25 protein-coding genes are annotated in these 21,779 nt (G+C 64.1%); 11 read left to right on the top strand and 14 right to left on the bottom strand.

The window, feature by feature from the left end; all coding sequences use genetic code 11:
- Positions 1–2 precede the first annotated feature (2 nt).
- Together AC04SF_RS00980 and AC04SF_RS00975 are read left to right on the top strand one after the other, a co-directional pair.
- Positions 3–1,505 carry a sugar ABC transporter ATP-binding protein gene (locus AC04SF_RS00980; RefSeq protein WP_488476657.1) on the top strand — a complete coding sequence of 501 codons (1,503 nt, stop codon included), beginning with the start codon at positions 3–5 and terminating at the stop codon, positions 1,503–1,505.
- Between the two features lie 4 nt (positions 1,506–1,509).
- A complete protein-coding gene (locus tag AC04SF_RS00975; protein WP_488476114.1) occupies positions 1,510–2,478 on the top strand; it encodes an ABC transporter permease in 969 nt (322 codons plus the stop codon).
- A gap of 71 nt (positions 2,479–2,549) precedes the next feature.
- On the opposite strand, the gene gloA is transcribed toward AC04SF_RS00975, so the two are convergent.
- Positions 2,550–2,960: a lactoylglutathione lyase gene (gene gloA / locus AC04SF_RS00970; RefSeq protein WP_019856614.1), complete on the bottom strand. Its 411-nt coding sequence runs from the start codon at positions 2,958–2,960 to the stop codon at positions 2,550–2,552.
- 161 nt (positions 2,961–3,121) lie between these two features.
- Here gloA and AC04SF_RS00965 point away from each other — a divergent pair, with 161 nt between their 5' ends.
- From AC04SF_RS00965 to AC04SF_RS00950, 4 genes are all read left to right on the top strand, one after another.
- Positions 3,122–4,564 (top strand): FAD-binding oxidoreductase, encoded by a 1,443-nt coding sequence (locus AC04SF_RS00965; protein ID WP_488476113.1) that lies wholly within the window; start codon positions 3,122–3,124, stop codon positions 4,562–4,564.
- A gap of 3 nt (positions 4,565–4,567) precedes the next feature.
- On the top strand, positions 4,568–5,371 hold the full coding sequence (locus AC04SF_RS00960) for a FadR/GntR family transcriptional regulator (RefSeq protein WP_488476112.1): 804 nt from the start codon (positions 4,568–4,570) through the stop codon (positions 5,369–5,371).
- A 75-nt stretch (positions 5,372–5,446) separates the two neighbouring features.
- Positions 5,447–6,151, top strand: coding sequence for an SOS response-associated peptidase (locus AC04SF_RS00955; RefSeq protein ID WP_488476111.1), 705 nt, complete (start codon positions 5,447–5,449; stop codon positions 6,149–6,151).
- 25 nt (positions 6,152–6,176) lie between these two features.
- Complete coding sequence (locus AC04SF_RS00950; RefSeq protein ID WP_488476110.1) at positions 6,177–6,803, top strand: hypothetical protein; 627 nt, start codon at positions 6,177–6,179, stop codon at positions 6,801–6,803.
- Positions 6,804–6,836: 33 nt separating this feature from the next.
- Here AC04SF_RS00950 and AC04SF_RS00945 read toward each other — a convergent pair whose 3' ends face one another.
- Positions 6,837–7,118 (bottom strand): hypothetical protein, encoded by a 282-nt coding sequence (locus tag AC04SF_RS00945; RefSeq protein ID WP_488476109.1) that lies wholly within the window; start codon positions 7,116–7,118, stop codon positions 6,837–6,839.
- A gap of 133 nt (positions 7,119–7,251) precedes the next feature.
- On the opposite strand from AC04SF_RS00945, the gene AC04SF_RS00940 reads away from it, so the two are divergent.
- Positions 7,252–7,431, top strand: coding sequence for a hypothetical protein (locus AC04SF_RS00940; protein WP_019856610.1), 180 nt, complete (start codon positions 7,252–7,254; stop codon positions 7,429–7,431).
- A gap of 135 nt (positions 7,432–7,566) precedes the next feature.
- A complete protein-coding gene (locus AC04SF_RS00935; RefSeq protein ID WP_020628784.1) occupies positions 7,567–7,776 on the top strand; it encodes a hypothetical protein in 210 nt (69 codons plus the stop codon).
- 37 nt (positions 7,777–7,813) lie between these two features.
- On the opposite strand, the gene AC04SF_RS00930 is transcribed toward AC04SF_RS00935, so the two are convergent.
- Complete coding sequence (locus AC04SF_RS00930) at positions 7,814–8,719, bottom strand: NAD(P)-dependent oxidoreductase (protein WP_488476108.1); 906 nt, start codon at positions 8,717–8,719, stop codon at positions 7,814–7,816.
- Positions 8,720–8,842: 123 nt separating this feature from the next.
- Between AC04SF_RS00930 and AC04SF_RS00925 the strand changes: the two genes are divergently transcribed.
- A complete protein-coding gene (locus AC04SF_RS00925) occupies positions 8,843–9,583 on the top strand; it encodes a FadR/GntR family transcriptional regulator (protein ID WP_488476107.1) in 741 nt (246 codons plus the stop codon).
- A gap of 11 nt (positions 9,584–9,594) precedes the next feature.
- On the opposite strand, the gene AC04SF_RS00920 is transcribed toward AC04SF_RS00925, so the two are convergent.
- From AC04SF_RS00920 to AC04SF_RS00900, 5 genes are all read right to left on the bottom strand, one after another.
- Positions 9,595–10,317 (bottom strand): ABC transporter ATP-binding protein, encoded by a 723-nt coding sequence (locus AC04SF_RS00920; protein WP_488476106.1) that lies wholly within the window; start codon positions 10,315–10,317, stop codon positions 9,595–9,597.
- Positions 10,314–11,036, bottom strand: coding sequence for an ABC transporter ATP-binding protein (locus AC04SF_RS00915; protein ID WP_488476105.1), 723 nt, complete (start codon positions 11,034–11,036; stop codon positions 10,314–10,316). The genes AC04SF_RS00920 and AC04SF_RS00915 overlap by 4 nt, the downstream gene beginning before the upstream one ends.
- A complete protein-coding gene (locus tag AC04SF_RS00910) occupies positions 11,033–12,043 on the bottom strand; it encodes a branched-chain amino acid ABC transporter permease (RefSeq protein WP_488476104.1) in 1,011 nt (336 codons plus the stop codon). Before AC04SF_RS00910 ends, AC04SF_RS00915 begins: the two co-directional genes overlap by 4 nt.
- Entirely contained in the window at positions 12,040–12,912 is an 873-nt protein-coding gene (locus AC04SF_RS00905) for a branched-chain amino acid ABC transporter permease (protein ID WP_488476103.1), read from the bottom strand. The genes AC04SF_RS00910 and AC04SF_RS00905 overlap by 4 nt, the downstream gene beginning before the upstream one ends.
- 101 nt (positions 12,913–13,013) lie before the next feature.
- Positions 13,014–14,219, bottom strand: coding sequence for an ABC transporter substrate-binding protein (locus AC04SF_RS00900; protein ID WP_488476656.1), 1,206 nt, complete (start codon positions 14,217–14,219; stop codon positions 13,014–13,016).
- Between the two features lie 186 nt (positions 14,220–14,405).
- Between AC04SF_RS00900 and AC04SF_RS00895 the strand changes: the two genes are divergently transcribed.
- Positions 14,406–15,392, top strand: coding sequence for an aldo/keto reductase (locus AC04SF_RS00895; RefSeq protein ID WP_488476102.1), 987 nt, complete (start codon positions 14,406–14,408; stop codon positions 15,390–15,392).
- Between the two features lie 5 nt (positions 15,393–15,397).
- Here AC04SF_RS00895 and AC04SF_RS00890 read toward each other — a convergent pair whose 3' ends face one another.
- The 3 genes from AC04SF_RS00890 to AC04SF_RS00880 are packed head-to-tail and all read right to left on the bottom strand — an operon-like array spanning position 15,398 to position 18,115.
- Positions 15,398–15,922, bottom strand: coding sequence for a DUF5943 domain-containing protein (locus AC04SF_RS00890; protein WP_488476101.1), 525 nt, complete (start codon positions 15,920–15,922; stop codon positions 15,398–15,400).
- A 5-nt stretch (positions 15,923–15,927) separates the two neighbouring features.
- On the bottom strand, positions 15,928–17,202 hold the full coding sequence (locus AC04SF_RS00885; RefSeq protein ID WP_488476100.1) for a metal-dependent hydrolase family protein: 1,275 nt from the start codon (positions 17,200–17,202) through the stop codon (positions 15,928–15,930).
- Between the two features lie 28 nt (positions 17,203–17,230).
- The gene (locus tag AC04SF_RS00880) at positions 17,231–18,115 is read right to left on the bottom strand and encodes a fumarylacetoacetate hydrolase family protein (protein WP_488476099.1); all 885 of its coding nucleotides are present in this window, start codon (positions 18,113–18,115) and stop codon (positions 17,231–17,233) included.
- A 145-nt stretch (positions 18,116–18,260) separates the two neighbouring features.
- Between AC04SF_RS00880 and AC04SF_RS00875 the strand changes: the two genes are divergently transcribed.
- Positions 18,261–18,962, top strand: a complete 702-nt coding sequence (locus tag AC04SF_RS00875) for a GntR family transcriptional regulator (protein ID WP_488476098.1) — start codon at positions 18,261–18,263, stop codon at positions 18,960–18,962.
- A 69-nt stretch (positions 18,963–19,031) separates the two neighbouring features.
- Here AC04SF_RS00875 and AC04SF_RS00870 read toward each other — a convergent pair whose 3' ends face one another.
- Genes AC04SF_RS00870 through AC04SF_RS00860 form a run of 3 tightly spaced genes read right to left on the bottom strand, consistent with a single transcriptional unit; the run spans position 19,032 to position 21,779 of the window.
- Positions 19,032–20,078: an extracellular solute-binding protein gene (locus AC04SF_RS00870; protein WP_488476097.1), complete on the bottom strand. Its 1,047-nt coding sequence runs from the start codon at positions 20,076–20,078 to the stop codon at positions 19,032–19,034.
- Between the two features lie 31 nt (positions 20,079–20,109).
- Positions 20,110–20,913, bottom strand: coding sequence for an ABC transporter permease (locus AC04SF_RS00865; protein WP_488476096.1), 804 nt, complete (start codon positions 20,911–20,913; stop codon positions 20,110–20,112).
- Positions 20,910–21,779, bottom strand: a complete 870-nt coding sequence (locus AC04SF_RS00860) for an ABC transporter permease (protein ID WP_488476095.1) — start codon at positions 21,777–21,779, stop codon at positions 20,910–20,912. Before AC04SF_RS00860 ends, AC04SF_RS00865 begins: the two co-directional genes overlap by 4 nt.

The raw sequence follows: 21,779 nt of genomic DNA, 5'->3' as shown, positions 1-21,779 counted from the left end.
CCATGCTGAACGCGTCCCACATCATCAAGAACTTTCCCGGCGTCCAGGCCTTGCGCGACGTCTCGATCGAGGTCCGGCCCAACGAAGTGGTCGGGCTGATCGGCGAGAACGGTGCCGGCAAGTCGACGCTGATGCGCGTGCTGGCCGGCAGCTACCGGCCCGATGGCGGCAGCCTGACGCTCGACGGCGAGCAGCTGCGCATGCGCAGCCCGCGCGACGCGGCCCGGTACGGCATCGGCATGGTGTTCCAGGAACAGTCGCTGGTGCTCAACCTGACGGTCGCCGAAAACATCTATCTCGGCGAGGAAGACCGCTTCACCCGCTTCGGCATCGTCAACTGGCGCGCCATGAACGCCGCGGCGCGCCGCCAGCTGGCCAAGATCGGCATAGACATCGACGTCACCGCGCGCACCTCCGAACTCACCTTCGCGGCGCGTCAGATGGTCGAACTGGCCAAGGCGCTGACCTTGGAGGAAGTGGTCGAACGGCAGTTGCTCATCCTGCTCGACGAGCCGACCTCGGTGCTCAACGCCGCCGACATCGAAGTGCTGTTCGCCCGCGTGCGCTCACTCAAATCCCGCGCCAGCTTCGTCTTCGTCTCGCACCGTCTGGATGAGGTGCTGGCGATATCGGATCGCGTCTACACGATGAAGGATGGCGCTGTCGTCGCCGAACACCGCGCGGCCGATGTCACAGCACCCGAGTTGCACGAGATCATGGTCGGGCGCGGCCTGCAGGCGGAATATTACCGCGAAGCCCGCCAGCAGCAGCCGCGCGAGACCGTCATGGTCGAGGCCAAGGGGCTTGGTGCGAACGGCGCCTATCACGGCGTCGATCTGAAAATCAGGGCCGGCGAGATCGTCGGCATTGCCGGCGTCGTCGGCTCCGGCCGCGAGGAGGTGACGCGCACCATCGGCGGCTTCCTGCAGCACGATGCGGGCGAGATGAAGATCGCCGGTGATCCCGTGCATTTCGGCTCGCCGGAACCGGCGGTGCGCAGGGGCATCGGCTATGTGCCACGCGAGCGCCGGCTCGAAGGGCTGGTTATGTTCCTGTCGATCGCGGAGAATATTTCACTGGCCGACCTGTCGAGCGTCATGCGCCATGGCGCCATCGACTATGGCAAGGAGCGCCGGCTCGCCGCCGACTGGATCAAGCGGCTGCGTATCAAGGCGCCCGGCCCCGATGCCGCCTGCCGCAAGCTCAGCGGCGGCAACCAGCAGAAGGTGGTGCTGGCGCGCTGGATGACGGCGGGCTCGCGCATCCTGGTGCTCGACCACCCGACGCGCGGCCTCGATGTCGGCGCCAAGGAGGAGGTCTACGAACTTGTGCGCGATCTCTCCGCGCAAGGCGTGGCGATCCTTTTGATCTCCGACACGCTGGAAGAGACGATCGGCCTGTCGCACCAGGTGCTGGTGATGCGCGACGGCGAGATCACCGCGCGCTTCGACGCCAGCCCCGGCAAGAAGCCGAAACAGGTCGATCTGCTGCGAGCGATGGTGTGAGCCGATGAACGAACCTTTTCCCTTCAGGCAGGTGTTCGAAGGCAAGTGGACGCAAGGCGCCATTCCGCTGGTCCTGCTTGTCGCCCTGTTGCTGATCATCGAGATCGCCGCGCCCGGCTTCCTGACCGGCGAGACCGTATCGCTGCTGTTTGCCAACACCGCCGTGCTGTTCATCCTGGCGACCGGCGTCACCTTCGCCATCCTGCTCGGCGGCATCGACCTGTCGATCCAGGCGGTCGCCTCGCTGGCCAGCGTCATCCTGGCGCAGCTGCTGCCCTCGCTCGGCCTTGCCGCGTTTCCCCTGGCGATCCTGTCCGGCCTTGCCTTCGGCACGCTGAGCGGCATCGTCCATGTCAAGCTGCGCGTCCCCTCCTTCGTGGCGACTCTCGCCACGGGTGGCGTGGTCACCGGCCTGGCGCTCTGGGTGTCCGACGGCCGCGCCATCACCATCGAGGAAGGTGGCCGCGAAAACACCGCCTGGATCAATGCCACCATAGCCGGCCTGCCGGTGGTGGTGCTGATTTCGGCGGTCATCGGCATCGCCGCCTTTCTGGCGCTGCGCTACACGCGCTTCGGCCGCCAGGCGATCGCGGTCGGCGCCGGCGAGCCCGCCGCCTGGGCGGCGGGCATCAATGTCGACCGCACCAAGATCATCGCCTTCGCCGCCTCGGGCATGCTGGCGGCAATCGCCGGCGTCGTGCTGGCGGCGCGATTGTCGAGCGGCTCGCCGGTGCTCGCCAACCAGTTGCTTCTGCCAGCCATCGCCGCCGTCATCGTCGGCGGCACGGCGATCACCGGCGGGCTGGGCGGTGTGGCGCGCACCGCCGTCGGCGCGCTGATCATCTCGATCGTGCGCATCGGCATGACCTTTGTCGGCGTCAACATTTTCCTGGAAAACATGGTGTTCGGCGCGGTGCTCATCGCCGCCGTCGCCATCACCATCGACCGCAGCAAGATCGCGGTCATCAAGTGATCCCGCCTCCCAAGCCAGCGCGGACAGGACGGGGTCGCATCAGAAGTCCGATGCGACCCCGCTTGGGCGGATCACATCGTGTCGAGGCCGATCAGTTCGATCTTGTAGCCGTCCGGGTCTTCGACGAAGGCGATGTGGGTGGTGCCGTGCTGCATGGGACCTGGCTTGCGCGGGATCTTGGCGCCACGCTTTTCCAGTTCGGCGCAGACGGCGTAGATGTCGTTGACGCCGAGCGCCAGGTGGCCGAAGCCGGTACCGATCTCGTAGGGCTCTTCCCTGCCCCAGTTCAGCGTCAGCTCGACGACGGCCTCCTTGTCCTCCGGACCATAGCCGACAAAGGCGTTGGTGAACTTGCCGCCGGGATAGTCGTCGCGGCGCAGCAAGGTCATGCCGAGCACTTCGGTGTAGAAGGCGATCGACTTGTCGAGGTCGAGCACCCTGATCATGGTGTGCATATAGCGAAAGCCCGGGGCGTCGCTCATTGGGAAAGTCCTCCGAATTCAGGGATTTGCTGGTCTGACCATCCACATCAAACAGCTGGTTGGAACGTGACCTCGCTTGATGTTCTAAATCAGGGTTGTATGATAACACGACAAGAATGGTGGTTGTCCAGTCGTTTTCCCCAGGGGTCCAGGGCCAATTCATGAATGCCGTGCCGCCCACCTCCGCATCGCTGATCGCAGCCCTGGCCGGCGTGCTGCCGAATGGCGGGCTGCTGACGGCGGACGCGGATCTGGCGCGCTACAGCCGCGACTGGTCGGGCGACCATTTCGGCCGGCCGCTGGCGGTGGCGCGTCCGGCTTCGGTCGAGGAGATGTCGGCGTTGATGCGGTTCTGCCATGCCGAGCGCATTCCCGTCGTGCCGCAAGGCGGGCTGACCGGCCTCGTCGGCGCGGCGGTGGCTGCCGATGGCGGCGAGATCGTCATCTCGCTGGAGCGCATGAACCGGATCCGCTCGATCAGCCCGATCGACTTCGCCATGGTGGTCGAGGCCGGCTGCATCCTCGAGGACGCCAAGCGTGCCGCCGAAGAGAGCGACTGCCTGCTGCCGATCACCTTCGGCGCACAAGGCAGCTGCCGCATCGGCGGCAATGTCGCCACCAATGCCGGCGGCTTCAACGTGCTGCGCTACGGCATGACGCGCGACCTGGTGCTTGGGCTCGAAGTGGTGCTGGCCGACGGCCGCATCTGGAACGGGCTGAAGGTGCTACGCAAGGACAATCGCGGCTACGACCTCAAGCAGGTCTTCATCGGCTCGGAAGGCACGCTCGGCATCGTCACCGCGGCGGCACTGAAGCTGTTCCCCAAGCCGACGCAGATCGAGACCGCCCTGGTCGGCCTGCGCTCCGTCGAGGACGCGATGGCGCTCTATGCCCGCGCCCGGCGCGATTGCAGCGACCTGCTCACCGCCTTCGAACTGATCCTGCGCGGCGGCATCGAGATCACCATGCGCGAGGGCAAGGATTTTCCCGATCCGCTTGATAGGCCCTACCCGGCCTATGTGCTGATCGAGGTGTCCTCCGGCGGGCTGATCGACCTGTCGGCCATGCTGCTCGGGTTTCTCGGCGGCGTCGCCGATCTCGTCGAGGACGGCATCGTCGCATCGACGCGGGCGCAGGCCGAGCGGCTGTGGCTCTACCGCGAAATCATGGTCGAGCGGCAGGGCCGCGGCGGCCGCTATCTGCGCACCGACGTTTCGGTGCCGATCTCGAAACTCGCCGATTTCGTCACCGACTCACTGGCCGCGCTGGAGCAGGCGCGCCCGGACGCCCTGGCCGTCACCTATGGCCATGTCGGCGACGGCAACATCCATCTCAACGTCGTGCCGCCGGAAGGCATGGGCGCTGAAGCGATCGAGCATCTGTTCGAGGAGGCTGAAGCCGAGATCTTTGCCGTCGTCGACCGCTATGGCGGCTCGATCAGCGCCGAGCACGGTATCGGCCGGGTCAAGCAGAAGGCATTCCTCGAACGCATCGATCCGGTGACGCTGGACCTTGCCGCGGGCATCAAGGAGGCGTTCGATCCGCGCCATCTCCTGAGCAATGGCCGCATTCTGGCGTCCGCATCCGCCGTCGACTATAGGTGAGCGATGACGCTGAAACTCGACAAGGTCAATCGCGGCCCACACCTCTCCACTCTGGTGGCCAGTTCCATCTCGCGCGAGATCGCGCAAGGGCGGCTGAAGCCCGGCGACCAGCTGCCGACCGAGCAGGCGCTGGCGACCACTTTTGGGGTCAGCCGCAACGTCGTGCGCGAGGCGATCGCCAGGCTGCGCTCGGAAGGCCGCATCTGGTCGCAGCAAGGGCGCGGCGCCTTCGTGGTGGAAAGCACCAACCCGACGGTGCTGACCATCGACTACGAGGCGCTGCAGCGCGCCGATTCCTTCCGCAATCTGTTCGAACTGCGCGGCATCCTCGAAGTGCAGGCCGCCGCCCTTGCCGCCAAGCGGCGCTCGGAAACCGATCTCGCCGCCATGGGCGACGCATTGGCCGGCATGCGCGCCGCCCCCTACGGCAGCGTCGCCTGGCTGCGCAGCGACCTCGAATTCCACCGCACCGTCGCCGAGGCGACGCGCAATTCCTATATGGGCCAGTTCCTGGTCTTCGTGTCCGAACGCGTGCGCGAAAGCATTCTTGCCGCCGGCAACCAGCAGAAATCGGACGACATGGCGCGCATTACGCTCGGCGAGCACGAGCGCATCCTGACCGCCATCCGCGCCGGCGACGCCGAGGGCGCGCAAGCGGCGATGCGTGACCATCTGGCGGGCGCGGCTCTGCGGGTGGGGCTGCATGATGGGGAGGCGGCTGAGCCGGTGTCTCCGGCGCAGGAGGTGGCTTCTCCGGTGCGGCACTCACGACTGCGGAAGGCTGTGCGGGGGCAGGCTACGCGGTAGCAGGTTCGTCCTCGCTGCTATTTTGTCCGAATTTTTCTGCTGGTCGGCGGTGCACACTCACGGCAGAGTGTGACCATGTGCAACCTCTACAACATCACCACGTCGCAAGAAGCCGTTCGCCAATGGACCCGGACGTTGCGGGACATCCTGGGCAACCTTGAGCCGTCCATTGACATCTATCCCAACCAGCCCGGCCCGGTGGTGCGCAATGCGCTGGACGGGCAGCGGGAACTGGCCAATCTGCTGTGGGGCATGCCGACACCCGTTGAGCGGATGAAGGGCAAGGCCGACTACGGCACCACCAACATACGCAATCCACAGTATGGCCATTGGCAACAGTATGTCGGCGTCGAGAACCGCTGCGTGGTGCCGGTGACGAGTTTTGCTGAGCCCAGCCCGACCCCCGGCGACAAGGACCCTGAGACAGGCATCCAGCGGAACTATTGGTTCGCGCTCAATGAGGACCGCCCGCTGTTCTTCTTCGCTGGCCTGTGGACGCCGTGGCAGGGGGTGCGCAAGGTCAAGGACGGCCCCGGCGACTTCGAGCTCTACGGCTTCATGACGACAGCGCCCAACGCGCTCATCAAGCCGATCCACGAGAAGGCCATGCCGGTGATCCTGAGGACGCAAGAGGAGACCGAGACGTGGCTTACCGCTCCTTGGTCGGAAGCGAAGCGGCTCCAGCGCACGGCGCCCGACGATGCTCTTGTGGTTGTCGAGAAGCCGGCCACACAGATCAAGTTTCCGCAGGAACCTCCGGTGCAAGGATCGCTTTTCTAGGGTTGAAGCGGAACGTGAGGGCTAAGTGTTTAAAGGCTTGTTCGAGAAATTCAGGAAGAGGTCAGGTGTATCAGAGGCGTCGCAACTTGAGACGTTGCGCAAGGTTTTGAGGCGCAATCCGGAAGACATCGATCTTGCTAAGGTTTTTCCTCAGATTATGCCGTTGTCGGCGGTAAGTGCGGGTTGGCCTGGACCGATAGAGCAGCTCGGTGATTTGCCTTTTGGTGTGTCATGGGCGGTTGCCGATCCCCAAAACTATTTCCGATATGTCAGCTGGGACATGTCACGGAATTGGGAAGGTAGTGGCACCAACTGGCGCGGCATGGCTATGGAGAATCTGACGGAGCTTTCCCGGCGCTATCCCTACGCAGGCAGCAAAAAGGGAGCTGATGGCCGCCCATTCGTGCTCAGCCTGTTGAATGAGGACAGTATGGGGCCGTCGCGCCTACTTGTGCCGGGGCTTTTTCAAGACCTATTTGGCGACGACTATACGGTAGCGATCCCAGAGCGGACGTGTGGCGTTGTTTATCGCAATGGGCTAGTCGGCGAAGAGGCGCTTTTGGCCAACGATATGGTCGATAGCTGCTTCAAGGCTGGAACTGAGCCGATGTCCAACGAACGTTTCGATCCGAAGCGTTTCTGGGTTCTTTAGGGTCATACCGATAGCGCCATTCTAAGCAGATTCTCATTCCTCATCGGTCCAGATCACCCTCCGCACCATGCGGATTTCAACAAGCCGCCTCACGCGTATCCTCAGGCCCTCCGATGCGCTTGGCAGCAGGATATCGACATCAAGGTCGCGACGTTTGCACCGCTCGCAACGCATGTGCCGGTCAACGTCCCAGAACGGAATGTCTCCCACCAGCTTGGCAAGGTCCCCAGGCAGATAGTGGCGCGTGATGTTGCAGTTGACGCAGCGGACGCGGATCAGCTGACCGACCTCATGCGCTTTGCTGAGGGTCTGCACAAGGCGTCGGGGTTTTCTGGGCTGCTCCGGCATATTAGAAAATAGGAATGAGTTCCTCGCCGAGTCAATTCGCCCTTGACATTTTTGTTCCCTTTTTGTTCACTGTGGGCATGCAGCGTTTGGAGTACTAGCCATGGACCGCATCGTGACACTCAACAGTCGCCAGGAGGCCGCCCTCCAGGCTCACGCCGAGGATTTCATCGCCGTCCACAAGGGCGATGTGATGAAGGCTCTCAAGGAAATGATCGTGCTCAATGGGCATCTTCAGGAACGGCTCGATGCACTCACCACCCCTCGCCGCGCGACACGCTAGAGCTTTTCACCGTTTCATGGAAACGGCGAACCGCTCTAACTCTTTGTTTTGACGCAATTCCCAAGGGAAAGCGCTACGCGGTTTCCCGGGAAAACCGCTCACACTTTTCCTGGAATTGCTTTAGGAGCAACCGCAATGGGTACAATGCATTTTGACGACGAAGCCAAAGCCGAACTGCATTCGGAAGCCGTGAAGCTGATCGCGCGCTACGACAGCCCGCTCGAGACCGTGAAGGCGCTCATGGCCTACAACTGCGAACTGGAGACCCAGATACTCGCCATCGCCCACCGGCATCCGGGGATCGTCTCAATCGGCTACGATCCCACTCCGCCTGTGCTGGGGTGATCGCTGGTGATTGGGAGCGATAATCGGCCCTGCCCCGTCATGTCGTTGGCGGCTCGACCAGCGAGACGCCGTTGAGGCCAGCGACAATATCCGACAGCGCCGGCACGAACTTCTCGCCATGGCCTGTCGTGACCGCGGTGGCGAAACCGTTGCGCACCGCGGCGCCGATCGGGTTGGCGATGCCGGCCGCCTGGGCGAAGGAGGCAAGATAGGTCATGTCCTTCAACGCATTGGCGATGGCGAAACGCTGGGCGTTCTCGTTGCGGTTCAGCACGAAATCGAAGAAGGCCTGGTAGAAGCCGCAATCCATGCGGCTGCCTGAAATCACGCTGTTGAAGACCTGCGGCGTCAGCCCGGCCTTGGCGCCCAGTGTCAACGCCTCCGAATAGATGGCGGAATAGCCCATCGAGACGAAATTGTTGAGCAGCTTCATGGTGTGGCCGCTGCCGGTCGGGCCGGTGTGGACGACGCGGGCGGCGAAGGCTTCGAGCACCGGCCGCGCGCGGGCGACGGCTTCGGCCGGACCGCCGACCATGACGTCGAGCTTGCCTTCGGCGGCTTCCTTGGGCGTGCGCGCCAGCGGCGCGTCGATCAGCGTCACGCCAAGTGCTGCGAGTTCGGCGGCAAGGGCTGTCGTCGACGAGGGATTGGAGGTCGAGCAGTCGATGATCAGCAGCGGTGTGCCGGCCACGGCAAGGCCATCGGGCCCCTTGAGCAGCATTTCCACCTCGCGCGAGCCGGTGACGCAGAGGATGACGATGTCGCAGGCGGCGGCGAGTTCACGCGGATTTGCCGCCTCGGTGGCGCCGGCTGCGATCAAGCGGTCGGCGGCGGTGCGGCTGCGGTGCACGCAGACGGTCAGCGGCCAGCCCTTGCGCAGCAGATTGTCGGCCATGCCGGCGCCCATCGCCCCCAGGCCGATGAAGCCAATGCGTTCTTTCATGAGAAACCTCCTTTGACCCGCACCGGCGGGCTCAACTTTCGTCACCTTGCGGCGCGCACCTGTCGATGCAATCCTTCGTTGAAGAATCGGCCTTTGCCGAAGACCTGGACCGGAGCCCGCGCTATGGCGGAGACCATGCTTTTCGATGCCATACCGCAGGCGCCCAATTTGCGGACCGGGCTCGTCAACACGCTGATCGCGCAGATCGAATCCGGCGACCTCGCGCCGGGCCAGCGTCTGCCGACCGAGCAGGAGATCGTCGCCGCCACCGGTGTCAGCCGCACCGTGGTGCGCGAGGCGCTGGCCGCCCTGCGCGCCCGCGGTCTGATCACCACGCGGCAGGGTCTCGGGGCTTTCGTCGCCAAGGATCCGCTGCCACGGACCTTTTCGATTCTGCCCGACGATCTCGAATCGATCGACGAGGTGCTGCGTGTTCTGGAACTGCGCATGGGCATCGAGGTCGAGGCGACCGGTCTTGCGGCCGAGCGGCGCAGCGACGCGGCGCTCGGGCAGATGAGCGCGCGGCTCGACGCGCTGGAGGCGGCGGTGCGTGCGGGAGGCTCCGGCTCGGAAGAAGATTTCGGTTTCCACCGCGCCATTCTCGCCGCGACGCAGAACCCGAATTTCACCCGGCTGTTCGACACGTTCGGCAGCGCCATGATCCCGCGCCAGTGGACACGGCTCGACCGGATGACTGAAGCCGACCGGGAAAAATATCTGGACCGGATGCAGCGCGAGCATCGCGCCATCCTCGCCGCGATCGAAGCCAGGGACGTGAACGCGGCGCGGCGCGCCATGCGCAACCATCTGGCCAAGAGCTACGCCCGCTTCGAGGATCTGCGCGACAAAGCTGTTCACGAATAAGGGATTGCCACTCATCCGGCGACTCCGCCGAGATAGAGTTCGCGCATCAGCGACATGTCGCGCAATTCGGCGATCGGCCCGGAGACGACGATGCGGCCGTTCTGCATGAGATAGCCGCGCGAGGCGACGGCGAGCGCCAGGCCGGCATTCTGCTCGACCAGCAGCACGGAAGCGCCGAAGCGCGCGCCAATATCGAGAATGATCGCCTTGATCTCCTTGACCAGCAGCGGCGATAGGCCGAGCGACGGCTCGTCGAGCAGCAGTACTCGCGGCCGCGTCATCAGCCCGCGCGCGATCGCCAGCATCTGCTGCTGGCCACCGCTCAGCGAGCCGCCTCTGTCGCGGCGCTTGGTGGCGAGGATCGGGAAGAAGGCGAGCATGGTTTCGAAATCGACTTCCACGGCGGCCTCGTCGCGGCGGGCATAGGCGCCAAGCCGCAAATTCTCCTCGACCGTCATGTCGACGAAAATCTTGCGCCCCTCCGGCACCAGCACGACGCCGCGCCTGGCCATGACATCGGCGGCTGACCCGGTGACATCGGCGCCGTCGAAGGCGATGCCGCCCGCGCGGGGTTTGATCAGCCCGGCGATCGCCTTGAGCAATGTCGACTTGCCGGCGCCATTCGGTCCGAGGATGGTGACGATCTCGCCTTCGGCCAATGTCAGCGAAACGCCGCGGTTGACGATGGTCGGCCCATAGCCGGTGGCGACATCGGAGACGGAGAGCAGGCTCACAGGTCGCCTCCCAAATAGACGTCCAGCACCTTGGGGTCGGCCAGCACTTTTTCGGTCGGCCCATCGGCGATCTTGGAGCCGAAATCGAGCACGGCAAGGCGCCGGCACAGCATCTGCATCAGCTTCATGTCGTGGTCGATGACGCAGACCGTGATGCCATGGCCGGGAAGCTGGCGGACAAGCCCGACCAGGGCCGTGGTTTCGCGGTCGTTGAGCCCGGCGGCGGGTTCGTCGAGCAGGAGCAGCGACGGCCGCGTCGCCAGCGCCAGTGCCAGGCCAAGCAGGCGCAGGCTGCCGAAGGGCAGAACGCCGGCCTTTTCACCCGCGAGAGCCTTCAGGCCGACGAAATCGAGAAGCGCCTGCGGCGTCGGCCAGGGATTGGCGGTGCCCCCTGCCCGCACGTGCTCGCCGGCGATCTGGACATTTTCCAGCACGCCAAGCCCGGCAAAGGCCATGGCCTGCTGGAAGGTGTAGCCGATGCCGGCCCGCGATATGGCGTGCGGCGCCAGGCCGGTGATGTCGCGCCCACGGAACAGCACCGTGCCGCCGCTCGGCTTGTGAACGCCGGTGACGACGTTGAACAAGGTGGTCTTGCCGGAGCCGTTCGGGCCGACGACACCGAGGATTTCGCCCTCTTCGACGGTGAGATCAACGCCGGCCAGTGCGGTGACGCCACCGAATTGTTTGCTGAGGCCGCTGATCGCCAGGATCGGGCTCATCGCCGCGCCTCCGCTGCGTCGCGCTCTTCCGCCTCCAGTTTCGGCTTGCCCGAAAATGCCGCTCGGAGCGCTCGGACGATGCCGCCGATCAGGCCGTCGGGCAAAAGCATGATCACCGCGATCAGGCAGACGCCATAGACGATGCGGGACTGCACCGGATCGAGGTTGAGCACTTCCGGCAGGAAGGCGACGAGGATGCCGCCGGCGAGCGGCCCCTCGATCAGCCTTGCGCCGCCGATCATCACCATCAGCGCCAGGTAGATGCTGGGGAAAGACGAAAATTGCGAGGGCGAGATATGGCCGAGGAAATAGGCCGAAAGCACGCCGGAGATGCCGGCAAAGGCGCCGCTGACGACGAAGGCGCCGATCTTGTGCCGACCGACATTGATGCCGAGCGAAGCGGCGAGCTTCTCGTTTTCGCGGATGGCGCGCAGCGTGCGGCCATAGGAGGAGTGGATGATCGCCCAGCTCGCCACCGCTGCCGCCGTGACGAAGGCCACCACCATCAGATAGTAGCGCGTCAGGTCGCTCATGTCGGCGCCGAACAAGGTGACCGGGCCGGCGATATCGAGCCCGGTGGCCGCACCGGTATAGTCGCCGCCATTCGTGAGCACGATGGCGAGCAATTGCCCGAAGGCAAAGGTCATGATGACGAAGTGATGGCCGCCGACGCGCAGCGAGGGAATGCCGACGATCATGGCGAAGACTGCACTCGCAAGGGCGGCTGCCGGCAATGCTGCCCAAAAGCCGACGCCAAAATCGCGCGCCAGGATCGCCGCGGCATAGGCGCCGACGCCGACCAGGGCTGCATGGCCCATCGACAGGATGCCGGTCTGGCCGAACAGCACCGACAGGCCGTAAAGCGCGATGACGTTGATGCCGGCCGAGATCGCCAGCGACAGGAAGCGGTTCGAGGGCGAAAACAGCGGCACCAGCGCGATAAGTGCCAGGATGATCAGCACCGGCAGCAGCGACCGCAACGGCTTGAGGGTGGAACCCGAATTCATGACGCCATCCGGGGTCCGCTGGTGCCGCCGAACAGGCCGTGCGGGCGCACGATCAGCACCAGGATCATCAGCACGAAGGAATAGGCGTCGGTCCATTGCGAGAAGCCGTAGCCGGCGCTGAAGCCCTCGACGATGCCGAGGATGAGACCGGCGGCGACGGCGCCGTAGATGTTGCCGAGGCCGCCGATCAGCGCGACGGCGAAGCCCTTCATCACCATGGTGCCGCCGGTGAAGGGCGTGATCGGAAACAGCGCGATCAGCAAGGCGCCGCCAAGCCCGGCCAGCGCACTGCCGAGCACGAAGACGCCGGTGATGTAGCGGCGCACCGGGATGCCCATCAGGGCGGCGGTGTCGCGGTCCTCGACGCTGGCGCGCAGCGCGCGGCCATAGCGGCTTGCGGTGATCATGCGGAAGCTCAGCGCGACCACGGCAATGGTGATCAGGATGACCATGACGCGCACGGATGCGATGCGCACGCCGCCGACCTCCCACACCGTGGTCAGCGGGCGCGGAATGCTTTTCTGGTTGGGGTTCCAGAACAGCACGACGACATGCTGCAAAACGACGATGAGGCCGAGCGAAACGATGAAGCCATTGGTCGGCCGCTCCAGCGTGAAGCGGAACAGGCCGCGTTCGAGCACATAGCCCATCAGCCCGACCGCCAGGATCGAAAGCACCACTGCAAGCGGAAAGCCGAGGCCGGCGCTGACGGCGAGCCAGGTGACGATGCCCCCGATCATCAGGAATTCGCCATGGGCGAAGTTGATGATGCCGGTGAGGCCGAAGATCAGCGTCACGCCGATGGCGATGAGCGTGATGACGCTGGCGATGGAAAGGCCGTTGAGGATTTGTTGGATGAAAATATCCACGGCTGACTTCCGTTTTCCATGCGGTGGCCGGCGATCGAGCCAACCTGTTTGCAAGAAGAAGGAGCTGGCGGCGGATGGCGCCGCCAGCCGAGGGATGTGGATCAGCTCTTCGGCGCTTCGGCCGGCGGCTGCTGCATGGCGCAGGAGATGGCCCCGCCGGGCGCCGCGGCGCAGACTTCCGTTGCATGGGTGACCTGATGCGTCGGATTGAAGGTCAGATCATCCGAGACCACGCCCTGATGGTGGAGGCTGAGCAGCGCCTCGACCGTCTTGTCCGGATCGAAGCTGTCGGCCTTCTGCCAAGCTTCGACGAGGAAGTGGACATAGTCGTGATAGAGCAGCGACACCGACGAGGTCACGCCATGCGGCGCGCCGGCGGCGAAGTACGCATCGAAATAGGCCTTGGCCTTCGGGTTGGAGGACTCGCCCCAGCACACCGGCACGCAGCTCATCGCCACCGGCACATCGGCCGACAGCTGCTTTTCCTTCCAGATGCCGGGGTCGACGCCGAACAGGAAGTAGCTTTTGGCGGCCCCGAGTTCGAGCGCCTGCGGCAGCGCCGTCAGCGTTGAATCGCCATTGTACCAGAAGTGGATGATGTCCGGGTTGAGGCTCTTGGCCCGGGTCAGGAAGGGCGAGAAGTCGGTGGTATCAGGCGGATAGAAGATGATGTCCGGCACATCCTGCCCTTCGGCCTTCAGCGCCTTGTAGTAGTAGGACGACAGGAACTGGCCGGTGGCATCGTTGCCGACGATCATCACCGACTTCTTCGGCTTGAAGCCGAGCAGCGGTTCGAGCAGGGACAGCACGCCGCGCGCCGTCGATCCGGAGCGCTGGAACTCCTGCGGTTCGGACTGGAAGAGATAGTGATCCTCGCCGCCCGGCTTGACCGAATCCGGGTTGAGGATTTTCGCCAGCGTCGAATTGCCGGCGAAATGGATGATCTTGGCCGGCTGGGTGATCTTGGCCATGGCCAGCGTGAAGTCATGCGTTTCCGAGCCGAAGATCGCCTGCACCTTCACGTCGCGCACCAGCTCCTGGGTCGCGGCGATGGCGGTGGCGATATCGGTGCGGTCGTCACGCTTGACCATTTCGAGCTTGTAGGTCTTGCCGCCGACCTTGAAGCCGCCGGCATCGTTGATCTGCTTGACGGCAAGGCCGACGCCGGCCGGCAAGGTATGACCGGCGGACACGAATGAGCCCGATTCCGCCGCGACGACGCCGATCTTGACGATGTTGTCCTCGGCCCACGCCGGATGAGCGAACGCGCCAAGGCACAAGGCCGCTGACGCGGCCAGTTTAAGCACGGTTTTCAATGTGAGATCCTCCCGACTCCAAATCATTGCAGTCTTACCGGGTTGTCATACAACCCTGTAATCTGGTAAATCTTACGGACGGGGATGTCAATCGCATTGCCATGCGATATGAGGCTTCCCGAAAATCAGAATCGCATAGCCGGAATTGCCGGCGTAGCCGCAGTCAGGAACAGCACCATGCAATCACGGAAATTCGGCCGCACCGGCAAATCAGTCAGCGAGATTGGCTTCGGCGCCTGGGCGATCGGCGCCGCCTGGGGCGAGGTCAATGACGACGACGCGGTCGCCGCCTTGCATGCTGCACTCGACGCCGGCGTCACCTTCCTCGACACGGCCGACGTCTATGGCGACGGCCGCTCGGAGAAGCTGATCGCCAGGGTGATGAAGGAGCGTGGCGGCGCGCGGCCGTTCATCGCCACCAAGGCCGGACGGCGGCTGCCGGCGCAGAAAGTCGAAGGCTACAGCCTGGAGAACCTGACCGGCTGGATCGACCGCAGCCTGAAATATCTGGAGACCGAAACGCTCGATCTGGTGCAGCTGCATTGCCCGCCTACCGACCTCTATTACCACCCGGAGGTGTTCGAGCGCCTCGACCGGCTCGTCGAGCAAGGCAAGATCCGCAATTACGGCGTCAGCGTCGAGCGTGTCGAAGAGGCGCTGAAGGCGATGCAATATGCCGGCGTCGTTAGCGTGCAGATCATCTTCAACGCCTTCCGCCAGCGCCCCGCCGAACTGTTTTTCGCTGAGGCGAAGAAGAACGATGTCGCCATCATTGCCCGTGTGCCGCTGGCGAGCGGCTTGCTGTCGGGCAAGTTCAAGGCCGACACCAAATTCGAGACCACCGACCATCGCCTGTTCAACCGCAACGGCGAGGCCTTCGATGTCGGCGAGACCTTTTCAGGCGTGCCCTATGAGGTCGGGCTGGGGGCGGTCGAGAAGATCCGGCCGCTCGTGTCAGGCGACACCACCATGGCGAAATTCGCGCTGCGCTGGATCCTGATGTTCGACGCGGTGAGCGTGGTCATTCCCGGCGCCCGCAACCCGGCGCAGGCGGTTTCCAATGCCGAAGCGGCGGAACTTGCGCCGCTATCGAACGAGATGATGGCCAAGGTGAAGGCGATCTACGACCAGGACATCAAGCCCTACGTGCACCAGCGCTGGTGATTGGCCTAGAGCTTGGCTTCGAAATCGAACCGGCAATGGTCATGCTGGCCGTCGCAGGCGCAATATGTCTCCTCGCATGCGACCGCCGTCGGATCCGCGATGCCGAGCAGGAATGAGAAGGCGCCGGTGGCGAAGCCTTCGAACATGTAGCAGACGCGCTGGCCGGGTTGCTGCCCGGCCTCCAGCGCGAAGATCGAATTGCGCAGGCTGATGCTGCCGCGACGGCCGACAGTATCCAGCATGTCGATCGAGAACTGGCCCCAGCCGCGCTGCGACAGGCGCTGGAAATAGTGGCGGAAGGTGGCCTCGGGATCGAGGCCTTTGCCTCGCACCTGCGCCTCGCACCATTCGATGGCGGATTTCGCCGTCGCCGCGCGCAAGATGTCTCGATAAGCCTCGCGGCCGAGGGCTGCCTCGACCGCGAGATGATTGTTCACCAGGAAGTGCCTGGGCAAATAGACCATCGGCAGCCCGTCGGTCCGCCAGATGCCGCTTTCCTCATCGACATCGATCGGAACCGTGGGCTGCATGATGCTTAAGCCGCTTGCCGCTGCGAGGCGACCGAGGCCGAGACGTCCTTGTAGAGCTCGCCATCCTTCATGATGACGATGAGGTTCTTCTCATGCACCATCATGTCGAGATCCTTCAGCGGGTCGCCATTGACCAGCAGCAGGTCGGCAATAAAACCTTCCTTGACCATGCCGAGTTCATCGCCGAGGCCCATCACCTGGCCGCCGAGCCGGGTGCCGCACTGCAGCGCTTCGCTGGGCGAATACCCCAAGAGGTCGACGAAATGCTTCAGATCCCGCGCGTTGGTGCCCTGCGGCGTCTGCGCGAAACCGTAGTCGCCGCCGATCAGCGCGCGCACGCCGCGCTTGCGCAGTTCGGTGTAGACCTTGCGGCTATCGTCGAGGATGCGCTGCATGCCGAACTTCACCGCCATCTCATGGGTGAAGCCGAAGGGCTCGCCCTCATAGAGCGTGCCGTAGATGATGCCGATGGCCGGGCCGACGAAGATGCGGTCCTTGGCCGATTCCAGCGCATCGAGCGCCTCCTCATCGGCGGATTCGCAGTGATAGATGACATCGATGCCGCACTTCACCGCGCGCTTGACCGAACCGGCGGCGCGGGCATGGCAGTTGATCTTCTTGCCGAAGTCGCGCGCCACCGACACCGCCGTCATCACCTCGGCCTCGCTCATCACGGTGAGGCCGCCGTGTGCGGCGGGGCTCAGATCATCGCCGGAGATGTTGATCTTGATGTTGTCGGCGCCCTCGCGGCAGCAGAGCCGCACCGCCTTGGTGATCTCCTCGACGCCGTCGGCGATCATGCCGAAGCTCTCGTGATACATGTGCTGCTGGCGCTCGTCGCCGAGGCCGCCAGTGACCGTGATCTCCGGGCTGCCGGCGCGCATGCGCGGGCCCGGCAAACGGCCGGCATTGATCTCGTTGCGGATGACGATGTCGAGGCGGAGCTTCGAGGTCGCCGCGCTGTAGGCGCTGGTAAAACCATGGTCGAGCAAGGTCTTGGCGTTGCGCATGGTGAGCAGCAGATGTTCTTCCGGCGGGATCAGGCCGAGGTCGGAATCCTTGATCGCGCCGCCGAAGGAAATGTGAGCATGGCCTTCGACGAGGCCCGGCATCAGCGTCATGCCGCGGCACTCGACCGTCGTCGCGCCCTCGCCCGACAATTGTCCCGGCGTGCGCGCGATGGTGACGATGCGGCCATTGTCGACCAGCAGATCGGCCGGATAGGCGTCAGCGCCCGTGCCGTCCCAGATCATGGCATTTCGAAACATCACTCTTGTCATGACTTCGTCCTTTCGGAGTTGGCGAGGGTTATTGGTTGACGGCCTGGGCTGCGATGACGTCATCGGCCACGACATTGGACAGGATGCCGACGCCTTCCAGCTCGACCTCGCAGATATCGCCATGCTTCATGAACAGCTGCGGCTTGCGCGCCACGCCGACGCCGGACGGCGTACCGGTGACAAGGATGTCGCCCGGCTCCAGCGTGATCGCTTCGCTGATGATGGAGATCAGCGAGACGACATCGAAGATCATGTCAGCGGTCGAGGCGTTCTGGACGATCTCGCCGTTGAGCCGCGTCTGGATGCGCAGGCCCTTGCCGCCCGGCGGCAGTTCGTCCGCCGTGACGAAGATCGGGCCGAAGGAGCCGGTGCCGTCGAAATTCTTGCCGACGGTCCATTGCGGCGCCTTGGTCTGGAAGTCGCGGATCGAGCCGTCGTTGAAGATGGAATAGCCAGCGACATGGCTGAGCGCCTGGGCGGGCGCAATGTGGCGGCCGGCCTTGCCGATGACCGCCACCATCTCGCCCTCATAATCGAGCTGGATCGAGGCCTCCGGCCGGCGGATTGCCGCGCCATGGCCGATCAGGCTGGTCGAGAAACGGGCGAACAAGGTCGGATAGGTCGGCGGCACGAAACCGCTCTCGATTGAATGGTCGACATAGTTGAGGCCGACGCAGATGATCTTGCCGGGCCTTGCGATCGGCGGCAGCCATTCGACGGATTTCGCATCGATCTTGCGCCCGCAGGCCAGCTTCTCGCCGGCGGCCTGGAGTGCCGGCGTGCCTTCGGCGATCAGTTCGTCCAGCCATCCCGGAAACATCGCATCGCTGGCGTCGATGCCGCGGAACTCGCCTGCCGGCAAGGCAATCGCCAGCCCAGGTCCCCGCGACGATTTATAGGCTGCAAATCGCACTGGCCACATCCTTGCTCGTGAAGACTGGACTTTGTTGAGAAATTATATATCTGTCAACAGAGAATATATTATTTTGCATTCTGACTTTCTGCTGGGATAATGTATCAAGGCCCCTCGAAGAACGGATTCGCCCGCAGGCAAACGAATGGCTAGGGAAGGCTCGATCAATCTCACCCAGGGCGCGTATGAGGATCTGCGCGCCGACCTGTTGTCGTGCCGGATCGCGCCCGGCAGCCGGCTCAAGGTCCAGGAGCTGTGCGATAGGCTGTCCGTCAGCCTCGGCGCCATCCGCGAGGCCTTGTCGCGGCTGACGTCCGAAGGCCTTGTCGTGGCCGAACCGCAGCGCGGCTTTCGTGCAGCGCCGATCTCGGCCGAGGACCTGCTCGACCTCACCAAGACGCGCATCCAGATCGAAACACTCTGCATCCGCCGCGCCATCGAGGTCGGCGACGTCGCCTGGGAATCGCAACTGGTCGCGGCACTCCACCGGCTGTCGCGCACGCCCGAGCATACGCCCGACGATCCCGTGCATTCGAGCGATGAATGGGCGACCGCGCACGCGGCCTTCCACAAGGCGCTGGTCGCCGGCTGCGACAGCCGCTGGCTGCTGCGCCTGCGCGACCAGCTTTACGACCAGAGCGAACGCTACCGCCGCCGCTCGGTCTCGCTGGCGCCAAAAGCCCGCAACATCAGCAAGGAACATCAGGACCTCGCCAATGCTGTGCTCGACCGCGATGCGGAGAAGGCGTGCGACTTGCTGGCGGCGCATCTGGCTGTCACCACCGACATCCTGCTGGCGGCCGAAGCCGACGACCTGCCGGCGCGCAAGACGATCGAGCGGGCATAGCGTTTCATTCGATCTCCTCGGACAGAAACAAACGCCGCCCGCGAACGGGCGGCGTTTTTTCGTCGCGGCCTACTGGCGCAGGTTGGTCCAGATCCGGTCATAGGCGCGGATCGCCTCCTCGTCGCATGACGGCGCGAAGGTGATCTTGAGATCGGCCGGCGGATTGAATTCGGGCGAGCCGCCAACGTCCGGCGCCAGCAGTTTGTTCGATCCGGCGATCCCGCTCTGGTAGCCGGTGTATTTCTGCTGCAGCGCGATGTTTTCGGGATCCATCAGGAAGTTCAGGAATTTCTTGGCATTGTCGAGATTGGGCGCCGTCGTCGGTACCGCGACATTGTCCATCCAGCCAACAACGCCTTCCTTGGGGTAGACGTATTTGACCGTCGACTTCTGCTGGCGTGTCGCCAGCGCCTTGCCCGACCACTGCTCGTGCATGACCGTCTCGCCGGCGACCTGGCGCTCGACGATGCCGTCGGAATTGTAGACTTTCACGAAGGGTTTCTGCGCTTCGAGCAAGGCATCGAGTTCCTTGAGGTCAGCCGGATTGCTGTTGCACTGGTCCTTGCCGAGATAGACGAGCGCCAGCGAGATCACCTCGGTCGGCGAGCCGAACATGCCGACCTTGCCCTTGAGTTCCGCCGGCGGATCGAAGAGCGGCTTCAAACTGTCGGTCGGGCCTTTGTAGACGGCCGTATCGACGGAATAGGAGGTTGTGCCCCATACCCATGGCACGGTGTATTTCGCATCCGGATCCCAGGGCCGGTGCTGCCATTTCGGATCGACGTTCTTGAAGTTGGGCATCGCCGCCGCGTCGACCTCCTGGAACAGCTTCTGCTTGACGAAGATCGGCACGAAATCGTTGCTGATGATCATCACGTCGTAGCCGGCAGCACCGGAACTCAGTTTGGCGAGCGCGGTCTCGTTGGAATCGTAGGTGTCGATGGTCACCTTGATCCCGGTCTCGGCCTCGAACTTCTTGATCATTTCGTCCGATGTGTAGTCGGTCCAGTTGTAGATGTGCAGCTCGCCGGCATCGGCGAGTGCACCGGTGGTGACCGCCCCCATCATGGCGGCGGCCAGGGCTAGTGATGAAAATCCTTCTTTCCATTTGGTCACGGTCGTTCTCCTCTGGTCTGGTCTTATTTTTCTAGGCAAGTCTGTTGCGCCGTCCGACGAGCAGGGCCGCGGCGACGAAGACGATGGAAACGGCAAGCAGGATGGTGGAGATGGCGTTCACCTCCGGCGTCACGCCAAGCCGCATCATGCCGTAGATGTAGACGGGCAGCGTGGTCGAGCCGGCGCCCGACACCATCATCGAGATCAGGAAATCGTCGAGCGAGACGACGAAGGCCATGATGGCGCCGGCCGAGATCGCCGGCAGCAGCAAGGGCAGCGTGACGCGTCGGAACAGCCGCCACTCATTGGCATAGAGGTCGCGCCCCGCCTCCTCCAGCGTGCCGCCCATGTCGCGCAGCCGCGCCTGGATCGGCAGCAGCGCGAACGGGATGCAGAAGACGGTGTGGGCGATCATCAGATTGATCAGCCCGTGATGCATGCCGAGCCCCGAGAAGAAGATCAGCGTGGTGATCGCCACGACGATCTCCGGCACCACCAGCGGCATGGCGATCAGCGCCGTCGCAGCGCCGCGCCCGAAGCGCAGCCGGCCGCGTTCCAGCGCCAGCGCGCCGGCCGTGGCGATCGCGGTCGAGGCGAGGGTGGCGACGATGGCTATGACGACGCTGTTGAAGGCGGCATCGCGGATCGCGCCATTGTTGGCCACCGCGACGAACCATTTGAAACTGAAGCCGGACCAGACGGTGACCAGCCGGCTCGAGTTGAAGGCATAGATCACCAGGATCAGCAGCGGCGCGTAGAAGAACACGAGGATCAGCGCGGTGTAGGCCGACAGGCCGGGCGTGTGCCGCCAGTCGAAGGGTTTGGCGCCGTTCATCGCCGGTCCTCCCGTACCTTGCGCGAGCGGATGACGAAGGCTGTGAGCACGACGACCGTCACCACGGTCGACAGCGCCGCCCCAAACGGCCAGTTGCGCGACGAGGTGAACTGCATCTGGATCAGGCTGCCGATGAGCAGTTTCTTGCCGCCGCCGAGCAGGTCGGGCGCCAGGAAGGAACCCAGCGCCGGCGCGAAGACAAGCGTGGCGCCGGCCAGCGCGCCGGGCCTGGCCAGTGGCCAGACGATGCGGCGGAAGACGGCGGCGCGGCTGGCGTAGAGATCGTGCGCGGCCTCGATCAGCCTTGGATCGATGCGCTCCAGCGTCGAATAGATCGGCAGCACCATGAAAGGCAGGAAGGTGTAGACGAGGCCGAGCAGGATCGAGCCGTCATTGTAGAGCAGCGGCAGCGGATCGGAGATGATGCCGGCGCTGCGCAATGCACCGTTCGCCAGGCCTTCGTCGCGCAGGATCAGGATCCAGCAATAGGTGCGGATCAGCGTGTTGATCCAGAATGGCAGCGTGACGGCAAACAGCAGGATGCGCCGGCGCTCGGGCGTCTGGCAGACGATGTACCAGGCAACGGGCAGGCCGAGCACGAGACAGATCAAGGTGGTGGCGATGGCCAGATAGATCGAGCGCAGGATGATCAGAGCGTAGCTCGGCGAGAACACCAGACTGTCGTCGAAGTCGCGCTGGTAGAGGAATTGCAGATAGGCGTCGAAGGTCGCGGGCTGGGTGACGCCGCCATAGGGGTTGGCGGTCATGAAGGAATAGGCGACGGCGAGGAACAGCGGCAGCACCATGAAGATGCCGATGACCAGCATGGCCGGCGCAATCAGGAGCCAGGTGCGGTTCGGACCCAT

The organism is Mesorhizobium sp. CNPSo 4671, assembly GCF_057784245.1.
The sequence above is the reverse complement of the archived record's forward strand: the minus strand, read 5'-3'. Positions and strand labels throughout refer to the sequence as shown.